This is a genomic window from Neisseria sp. WLZKY-1, assembly GCF_046546535.1.
Lineage (GTDB): Bacteria > Pseudomonadota > Gammaproteobacteria > Burkholderiales > Neisseriaceae > Neisseria.
The window spans coordinates 1-6,776 of record NZ_JBKGTW010000076.1; the positions used below are offsets into that span (position 1 = coordinate 1).

Sequence of the window (6,776 nt, forward strand, 5' to 3'; positions counted from 1 at the left end):
CGCCGCTCCTGCCGCTCCCGCCAAAAAGTAGCCGGGAAAATCCGTATCCGCAGCCGCCGATTTTGATATTCGGCGGCTTGTCCTTTTACGGATCAGGAAACCGCAGCTTCGCGAGGGCTCTGCGGCTGCTTGTGCGGCTGGCGGCGTGGGGGCTCCCACTAAAACAGGCTGAAAACGAATGTGCCGTTAGCCGTTAGTAGTTATGCTTGTGCAACAATCTCTGTACAGGTAATCCGGGGATTGATGTGAATGGGGAAATTTCATGTTATGTAAAAATTAGCGTGTTGTTTGCGCTTTTTGTTGGATTCTTGTGGCATAAAACCTATGGGAATTTTGAGTGCAGATGCCCAAAATTCAAAGATATGGATTATGTTGTTTCTCGTGTCCTACGGTAGTCATGCGCCCGTGACCAGTGATGATTTGGGTATCATCAGCAAGAGTGAAGATTTTTTCTCTGATGCTGCGAATCAAATCTTCGTGATTGCTGCGTTCAAAATCGGTTCGACCTATGCTTTCGTAAAAGATGACATCCCCTGCAATCAATAATTCTGCTTCGGCGCAATAAAAAACGACATGCCCAGGTGTGTGTCCGGGAACGTGCAATACTTTGAAAGCGTATTTTCCGACCTTCAGCGTGTCTCCGTCGGATAACCAGTGGGTTGGTATAAAAGGTTTTGCAGGTGGGAAATTATATTGTTTGGTGATGGACGTGAGGTCGGCAAGTAGGAAGCGGTCTGCTTCGTGGGGGCCGAAAACCTGAATTTTGGGGTTGAGAGCGGTGATTTCCGATACTCCGCTAATATGATCAAGATGTCCGTGTGTGAGCCAGACGGCTTTTACTTTCAGATTTCGTTTTTCTGCTTCTTCCATCAGGCGGGGGACATTGCCTCCCGCATCGGTGAACACGGCCTCCCCGCTTTCGTCATCCCACATCAGCGTGCAGTTTTGGCGGAACAGGGTAACGGGTATGATTTCGACGTGTAGCGACATTGTTTTCCTTGGCTGGATATTGTTATGGGTTTGCATGGCTTGCAATCTACTGAATTATATGTGATAACTACATGCAAACCAATTGTTTTGAGGAATGTGTGGTGAAAAACCTTATTTTCTGTGGGCTTTTTTCCATAAGCTGCGCAGCCTATGCTGCCCCTTCGCTGATGCTGGCTGAGGAGTACCGCAATCAGCACGTGGAAAACTGGGCGGCAAGCGAAAAATTGGACGGTGTGCGCGCTTATTGGGACGGTAAAAAACTGCTCAGCCGTCAGGGTTATGCTTTTACGCCGCCGCCGGGGTTTACCAAAAATTTTCCCGATTATCCGCTGGATGGAGAGCTTTACACCGGACGCGGACGTTTCGAGCAGACTTCCGCCGCTGTCCGTTCCGCATCGGGCGATTGGTCGGGCATACGCCTGCATGTTTTTGACGTGCCGCAGGCGCAGGGGAATCTTTACAAACGGCTGGCGGTTATAGAAGACCGTCTGAAAAAATATCCCGCCAATATTTCGGTGGTCAGGCAGATGCCGGTGAAAGACATTGCCCAAGCGCGCGCCATGATGGAAAAAATCGTTGCGGGAGGTGGTGAGGGCGTGATTTTGCGCGATCCTGCCGTACCTTATGCGGCGGGGCGCAGCAGCAGCTATCTGAAACTGAAACCGCAGCAGGATGCGGAATGCACCGTCACCAAACATTACGAAGGAAAGGGCAAATACGCGGGCAAACTCGGCTCTGTCGGCTGCCGCAACAATTTGGGCGAATTCAAAATCGGCAGCGGATTCAAGGATGCCGACCGCGCCAATCCGCCGTCTGTCGGTTCGGTTATCACTTACCGCTATCGCGGTTTCACACAAAAAGGCCTGCCCCGTTTCGCCACGTTTATGCGCGTCCGCAAAGATTGAGCGGAGGCCGTCTGAAACCGCTCTGCCTACCGAGGCCGTCTGAAAACGAAGCAGTCCGTTTTTTCAGACGGCCTCAACTGTTTTTCCGCGGCATTCAGCCCTGTTCCCGCCGTGCCGCCGCAATCAGTTCGCCAACCAATTGCGGCACCCCTTCCGCCGCCTTTTTCGCCAACACCTCCGCCCGCACGCCGTTCAGATTCGGTTTCGGATCAACCAGATAAACCGACGCGTCGGAGCGGGCATAATGAAGCAGCGACGCGGCGGGATAAACCTGAAGTGACGTACCCACCACCATCACGATGTCGGCGCCGCACACCATGCGCGCCGCCTTGTCCATCAGCGGCACGGCCTCGCCGAACCAGACGATGTGTGGACGCAGCGGATTGCCGTAACGGTCGCAGTCGGACGGCTTCTGATCGCCGTTCCACGGCATAATATCCGTTTCGTCGGCCGTGCTTCTGAGCTTGTCCAATTCGCCGTGCAGATGCAGCACCTTGCTGCTGCCCGCGCGCTCGTGCAGATTGTCCACGTTTTGCGTGATGATTTGCACATCGTAATACTTTTCCAACTCAGCTAAAGCTTTGTGTGCGGCATTCGGTTCGGCTGCCGCCGCTTTGCGCCGCCGCTCGTTGTAAAAGTCGATCACCACCTGCGGCTGGCGGGCGAAGGCTTCGGGCGTGCAAACGTCTTCGATGCGCCAGCCCTCCCACAGCCCGTCGCTGTCGCGGAAGGTTTGCAGGCCGCTTTCGGCGCTGATGCCTGCGCCGGTCAGCGCCACGCATTTTTTCATTGTTTGTTCCTTTCGGTATTCTGTTTTGGGAGTCTGTTGCGGCCAACGGAGGCTTCAGGCCGTCTGAAAAGCTTTTCGGAATTTTATTTCGTTGAAACTCCGTTTTCAGACGGCCTGAATTATATAGGCTGGCAGCCATTGTTTGCTGCCGGATTATTGGAGTTTGAAAGCAAAATGGTTGCCGGTGGGATGAAGTGGTAAAAGCTGGGATTGAGGCCGTCTGAAAGCTTTTCAGACGGCCTTTTGGGTCTCAACAGGTTTGTGTTGTGCGTTCTAGACGCTGTTGCGACGGTAGGCGGGCAAGGGTTTTAGCTTTGCCTTGTTGTCCATCAATGCATACGGTGCTGTCGGCTGACTTTGCGAATATTCCGACAGAAACGGTGATTTTTGTACTGCGGCATCGATAGGTAATACAGCGGATGTTGCCGGTCGGAATATAAACGTGAAAATGATGTTTTTGAAAAATCGCTTTCAGATGCTCTCCGCCTCTTGGCTGCTGTGCAAAAAAGGGAAAAATTGCTGGCATAAGAGGCCGTCTGAAATTAGGATTGCGCCCGTTTTTTGTTTCCGGCAAACGTTATGCCCGCCCGCCCGTCTTCTTTTTTTACCCGCTTCGCCCGCTTGTTCAAAATGGCGGGCTGGCTGATTGCCACAGTACGCCGCATCCGCAGGCTGGGCGGCGCGCCGCAAAGCGTGCGTAACGCCGAATTTGCCGCCATCTGCAACAACGCGCTCAACATTCTCAACGTGCGGCTCGACGTGCGCGGCAGGCCGTCTGAAACGCCGCAGGGCGTGCTGGTGGCGGCCAACCATGTTTCCCTCCTCGATATCTTCGCCATCACCGCGCAATGCCCGAGCAGCTTCATCGCAATGAAGGAACTCGAACGCTGGCCGCTTGTCGGCCGCGCCGCCCGCAACGCCGACACCGTCTTCATCGACCGCAGCAGCCGCAAAGACATCAACGTTATCAACGAAGCCATCGTCCGCTCGCTGGAAAAAGGCCAAAACGTCTGCTTTTTCCCCGAAGCGCGCACATCGAACGGCGACGGCATCCTGCCCTTCAAAGCCGCGCTGTTCCAGTCGGCCATCGATGCGGGCGTGAACGTGCAGCCGCTGGCGCTGCGCTATTACGACGGCCGCAACCGCCGCACCGACCGCCCTACGTTCAGTAACGTTTCCCTGCCCGTCACCCTGTGGCGCATCGTATCGATGCCCGAAATCCAAATCCGCGTCGATTTTCTGCCGCAAATCCCGCCCGAAGGCGACCGTTTCGCCCTGAAAGACCGCGTAGAAGCCGCCGTTGCGGGCACGGTAGACAGAATTGTCCTACCCGAAACGGCGCAGGCGGAAAACGGATCGGGTAAATTAAATAGCCATTTGCAATCAAAAAATTTTGAACAATAAATTATACAAATTGCTATCGCGCCGCTACAATGCGCAGCATTATTGGTTTATCCTTTATCTGGGGCGGCATCGCTCCGGATCGTTTTCACAACCCCTTGCATTCAGGAGTATTTCATGAGCATCAACATCAAAACCGAAGCCGAACTGACCGGCAGCACCGTTCCTTCCGTCGTATTCCACACCCGTCAGGGCGACGCCTGGGTCGACGTATCCACCGACGATCTGTTCAAAGGCAAAAAAGTCGTCGTCTTCTCCCTGCCCGGCGCGTTCACACCCACCTGTTCCTCCACCCACCTGCCGCGCTACAACGAGCTGGCCAAAGAATTCTTTGCCCGCGGCGTCGACAGCATCCTGTGCGTATCCGTCAACGACACTTTCGTTATGAACGCTTGGCTGGCCGACCAGGAAGCCGAGAACATCACCGTCGTGCCCGACGGCAACGGCGACTTCACCCGCGGCATGGGCATGCTGGTGAGCAAAGAAGGCTTGGGCTTCGGTGACCGCTCCTGGCGCTATTCCATGCTGGTCGAAGACGGCAAAGTCACCAAAGCCTTCATCGAGCCCGTAAAAGACGGCGACCCCTTTGAAGTGTCCGACGCCGACACCATGCTCAAATACATCGATCCCAACTGGAAAGAGCAGCCCTCGATCGCCGTATTCAGCAAACCCGGCTGCCCCTTCTGCGCCAAAGCCAAACAGGCTCTGCACGACAAAGGTCTGGCCTACGAAGAAATCGTCCTCGGCCGCGACGCCACCACCACTTCCGTACGCGCCATCACCGGCAAAACCTCCGCGCCGCAAATCTTCATCGGCGGCCAGTACATCGGCGGCAGCGACGAGCTGGAAGTCTACTTGGCCAAAAACTAAACGGCAGGCCGTCTGAAAAGCGGCATCCGTTTCAGCAAAAAGAACACAAACACACCACATCGCGGGCTGCGCCATAACAGCCCGTCCCGATAACCCGAGGGTTATTCGGGTAACGCCGCCGCGCAAACCGGCCGCGTTACCCGAGTAACTTTTTTTTCAACCCGCTTTACGGCCGCACAGGCCGTCTGAAAGGAACAATATGAAACAACTCACAGCAGACGTCGTCGTCATCGGCGGCGGCACCGCCGGCATGGGCGCCTTCCGCAACGCCCTGATGCACACCGACAACGTCTACCTCATCGAAAGCCACGTCTACGGCACCACCTGCGCCCGCGTCGGCTGCATGCCCTCCAAACTGCTGATTGCCGCCGCCGAAGCCCGCTACCACGCCCTGCACACCGACCCCTTTGGTGTTCATCTCGACAAAAGCAGCGTGCGCGTCGACGGACGCCAAGTCATGGAACGCGTCAAACGCGAGCGCGACCGCTTTGTCGGCTTCGTTGTCGAAGACGTCGAAGCCTGGCCGTCTGAAAAACGCATCATGGGCGCGGCGCGCTTCATCGACGAGCACACCGTACAAATCGACGACCACACACAAATCCGTGCCGACCGCATCGTCATTGCCACCGGCTCGCGCCCCTTTATCCTGCCGCAATGGCGCGAAGCCGCGGGCGAGCGCCTCATCGTCAACGACGACGTCTTCTCCTGGGACACCCTGCCCGAAAGCGTTGCCGTCTTCGGCCCCGGCGTCATCGGCCTCGAACTCGGCCAGGCGCTGCACCGCCTCGGCGTCAAAGTCGAAATCTTCGGCCTCAGCGGCTCGCTGGCCGGCATTTCCGATCCCGAAATCCTCACCGAAGCCAAAGCCGTCTTCGGCGCGGAACTCACCCTCCACCTCGACGCCGACACCCAAATCACCCGCAACGAAGCGGGCGACATCGTCATCAACTGGCACGACCGCGAAAAAGGTGACAGCGGCGTCTTCACCGCCCAATACCTCCTCGCCGCCGCCGGCCGCATCCCCAACACCGACAACATCGGCCTGGAAAACCTCGATATCGAACGCGACACGCGCGGCGTGCCCAAAGCCCACCCGCTGACCATGCAGACCAGCATCCCGCACATCTTCATCGCCGGCGACGCCTCCAACCAGCTTCCCCTGCTGCACGAAGCCAGCGACCAGGGCAAAATCGCCGGCGACAACGCCGGCCGCTACCCAAACATAGAAAACGGCCTGCGCCGCAGCCTGATAGGCGTCGTCTTCACCGACCCGCAGATTGCCACCGTCGGCATGAAATACACCCAAATGCGCGAACGCTACAAAAACCCCGAATGCGTCGTTACCGGCGAAGTCTCCTTTCACAACCAGGGCCGCAGCCGCGTCATGCTCGTCAACAAAGGCCGCCTGCGCCTCTACGCCGAACAGGGCAGCGGCCGCTTTATCGGCGCCGAAATGGCCGGCCCCGACGCCGAACACCTCGCCCACCTGCTGGCCTGGGCGCACCAAATGCGCATGACCGTGCCGCAAATGCTCGACATGCCCTTCTACCACCCCGTTATCGAAGAAGGCCTGCGCACCGCTCTGCGCGACGCCATGGCCAAACTCAAACTCGGCGAAGTGCACAGCGAATGCATGGAATGCGCCGGAGACTAAATGTCTGCAACAGAGCGCAGCCGATACAAAAAGGCCGTCTGAAAAAACCTGCGAAGCAGGTTTTTTCAGACGGCCACTTTCAGACGGCCACTTTCAGACGGCCACTTTCAGACGGCCACTTTCAGACGGCCACTTTCAGACGGCCACTTTCAGACGGCCACTTTCA

At 56.7% G+C, this 6,776-nt stretch carries 8 protein-coding genes; 5 read left to right on the forward strand and 3 right to left on the reverse strand.

What is annotated here, in order from left to right:
- Positions 1-354: 354 nt before the first annotated feature.
- Positions 355-990 carry an MBL fold metallo-hydrolase gene (locus ACLD9W_RS11815; RefSeq protein WP_410842200.1) on the reverse strand — a complete coding sequence of 212 codons (636 nt, stop codon included), beginning with the start codon at positions 988-990 and terminating at the stop codon, positions 355-357.
- A 167-nt stretch (positions 991-1,157) separates the two neighbouring features.
- On the opposite strand from ACLD9W_RS11815, the gene ACLD9W_RS11820 reads away from it, so the two are divergent.
- A complete protein-coding gene (locus ACLD9W_RS11820) occupies positions 1,158-1,895 on the forward strand; it encodes a DNA ligase (RefSeq protein ID WP_410842207.1) in 738 nt (245 codons plus the stop codon).
- Positions 1,896-1,989: 94 nt separating this feature from the next.
- On the opposite strand, the gene ACLD9W_RS11825 is transcribed toward ACLD9W_RS11820, so the two are convergent.
- On the reverse strand, positions 1,990-2,685 hold the full coding sequence (locus ACLD9W_RS11825) for a Sir2 family NAD-dependent protein deacetylase (RefSeq protein WP_410842201.1): 696 nt from the start codon (positions 2,683-2,685) through the stop codon (positions 1,990-1,992).
- A 250-nt stretch (positions 2,686-2,935) separates the two neighbouring features.
- The gene (locus ACLD9W_RS11830) at positions 2,936-3,211 is read right to left on the reverse strand and encodes a hypothetical protein (protein ID WP_410842202.1); all 276 of its coding nucleotides are present in this window, start codon (positions 3,209-3,211) and stop codon (positions 2,936-2,938) included.
- A 53-nt stretch (positions 3,212-3,264) separates the two neighbouring features.
- Between ACLD9W_RS11830 and ACLD9W_RS11835 the strand changes: the two genes are divergently transcribed.
- From ACLD9W_RS11835 to ACLD9W_RS11850, 4 genes are all read left to right on the forward strand, one after another.
- Positions 3,265-4,089, forward strand: a complete 825-nt coding sequence (locus ACLD9W_RS11835; protein WP_410842203.1) for a lysophospholipid acyltransferase family protein — start codon at positions 3,265-3,267, stop codon at positions 4,087-4,089.
- Positions 4,090-4,203: 114 nt separating this feature from the next.
- On the forward strand, positions 4,204-4,956 hold the full coding sequence (locus tag ACLD9W_RS11840; protein ID WP_410842204.1) for a glutathione peroxidase: 753 nt from the start codon (positions 4,204-4,206) through the stop codon (positions 4,954-4,956).
- A 199-nt stretch (positions 4,957-5,155) separates the two neighbouring features.
- Positions 5,156-6,610: a dihydrolipoyl dehydrogenase gene (locus ACLD9W_RS11845; protein WP_410842205.1), complete on the forward strand. Its 1,455-nt coding sequence runs from the start codon at positions 5,156-5,158 to the stop codon at positions 6,608-6,610.
- Positions 6,595-6,776 (forward strand): hypothetical protein (locus ACLD9W_RS11850; protein ID WP_410842206.1); only part of this gene is annotated, 182 nt, incomplete at its 3' end. The genes ACLD9W_RS11845 and ACLD9W_RS11850, both read left to right, overlap by 16 nt.